Origin of the sequence: Micromonospora sicca, from assembly GCF_003172935.1 — a bacterium.
Classification (GTDB): Bacteria; Actinomycetota; Actinomycetes; order Mycobacteriales; family Micromonosporaceae; genus Micromonospora; species Micromonospora sicca.
Map to the genome: position 1 here is coordinate 1 of NZ_QGKS01000531.1, position 2,232 is coordinate 2,232.

General features: G+C 65.9%; 1 protein-coding gene. It reads left to right on the forward strand.

The window, feature by feature from the left end:
• Positions 1–554 precede the first annotated feature (554 nt).
• Positions 555–2,114 (forward strand): group II intron reverse transcriptase/maturase, encoded by a 1,560-nt coding sequence (gene ltrA, locus DKT69_RS37245; RefSeq protein ID WP_236648785.1) that lies wholly within the window; start codon positions 555–557, stop codon positions 2,112–2,114.
• The last annotated feature ends 118 nt before the right edge of the window (positions 2,115–2,232 follow it).

Sequence of the window (2,232 nt, forward strand, 5' to 3'; positions counted from 1 at the left end):
AGCCGTGCGCCACGAGGCGCTGATGTTGCCGTGCAGGAGGAAGTGCCTGCCGCCGGTCATCGCAGTGAACGGTAGAAGCTGAGGGCAGGCTGATCCCCGGGTTGGGGGTGAGGCCGGGAGCAGCCCTGACAATGAAGGGGCGGGTCGGTACCACCAGACGGCTCGTGCCCGCTAGCGAAGTCGGGAAGGCGTAAGGGAACTGAACCGGTGTCAGAAGCCCCGTCAGTCGTCAGCGATCTGTCGAACCTGGTGGATGGGTCGCTTTGCGGTGCTGGGCAGGTCGTGGCTTTTGGTCTGCCCGCTTCCGTCGTCCGTGTGATTTGGACGGCGGGAGGCCCCGGCCAAGACTGCGATGTGCGGCCGGTGGCGATGCCGTCGGGGTATAGCCGGACGCCGACACCCGACGCAACGGACATCAGTGAACGTGGGAAGCGGTCCGATGCCGCCCTCACCTGCCGGTTTCCAATCGGTGGGCGGGCAGGCGCAACGCCCGCTGTGGGTGTCGGATCGTGGCGGAGCCGCCGTAGTACTCCGAGGTCAGGAGAGCTGACCGCATGGGGAAGGGCGGCAGCGTGATGGGCAGCAAGCTCGATGGCGAAGAGTCGTTGAACAACGGCGAGTCGACGTGGCCGCTCTTCGGGGCGGCCGAGCGTCGGGTACTCGATCATCAGCGCAAGCTGCACCGATGGGCAAGAGCCGAACCGGGTCGCCGGTTCGCCGATGTGTTCAACCTGATCTGCGACCGGGCCACCCTCGTGGTGGCCTGGGAGCGGGTGGCGGGCAACCGGGGTGCGGTCACCGCCGGCGTGGACGGCCAAACTCGTGCCCACATCGGGCCGGAGGAGGTGGTGCCGTTCCTGCAGGAGTTACGCGATTCGCTGCGGGACGGCAGCTTCCGTGCTTTGCCGGTGCGGCAGGTGGCGATACCGAAGAAGAGCGGCAAGGTCCGCCTGCTCGGCATCCCCACCTTGCGTGACCGTGTGGCGCAGATGGCGCTCAAGCTGATCCTGGAGCCGATCTTCGAGGTCGACTTCTATCCGTCGAGCTACGGATATCGGCCGGGACGGCGTGCCCAGGATGCCATCGCGGAGATCCATCAGCTCGCCAGCCGCTCCTACGAGTGGGTGGTGGAAGGCGATATCACCGCCTGTTTCGACAACGTCGATCATCAGGTTCTCATGGACCTGATGACCGAGCGCATCGCTGATCGCAAGGTGTTGCGACTGGTCCGCGCGTTCCTGCGGGCCGGGATCGTCGAACAGCACGGCGGGTTCGTCGACTCGCTGACCGGAACGCCGCAAGGCGGGGTCGCGTCTCCGCTGCTGGCCAACATCTACCTGTCCGTGCTCGACCGGCATTTCGCCCGGACCTGGGAACGGGACATGAGCCCACCGTGGCGGCGTCAACAACGCCGCCGCAAAGGGCTGCCGAACTACCGGCTGGTGCGTTACGCCGACGACTTCGTCGTGCTGGTGCACGGCACGAAGTCTGACGCCGAAGCTATCCGAGCCGAAGTCGGCCAGATGCTGGCCCGCATGTTGAAGATGACCCTGTCGCCGGAGAAGACCCACATCACCCACATCGACGACGGTTTCGTCTTCCTCGGCTTTCGCATCCAGCGGCGGCGCAGAGGTGACGGACGTCAGGTGGTGCTGACCATCCCCTCCAAGGAGGCACTGGCCAGGGTGATGCACAAGATCAAGGAGGCGACGAGGGCGGACACCACCTGGCAGCGACTGTGGGACGTGCTGTGGAAGATCAACCCAATCCTGCGGGGATGGGCTGCCTACTTCCGCTACGGCGCAGCGAAGAAGACGTTCTCCTACCTGGGCTGGTATGCCTGGTGGCGAATGATCTACTGGATCCGCCGCAAACGCCCCCACATGACCTGGAAACAGATCCGGCGACGCTACTACGGCGCCGACCGGATCTGCGAGGACGGCCTGACCCTCTACAACCCGGCGAAGATGCGCGTGGAACGCTACCGCTTCCGCGGAGCACAGATCACCACGCCATACAACATCGACGAGGTCGACCCGGCGGGAGCACGCTACCGCCGCACCGGCCACGACGATGCCGCCTTCGTCGGACGCGTCTCGGAACTCATCGCATGACCCACCGGATCACGTGGAGAGCCCGGTGCGGGGACGACCCGCACGCCGGGTTCGGCGGGCGGGGACGAGAAAACCGGCAGCCGAAACGCTGCACGGCGTCTCGTCCCCGACCCAACAG

Coding starts and splice junctions, on each gene's coding strand:
- ltrA (WP_236648785.1), top strand. CDS start 555: ATGGGGAAGGGCGGCAGCGTGATGGGCAGCAAGCTCGATGGCGAAGAG.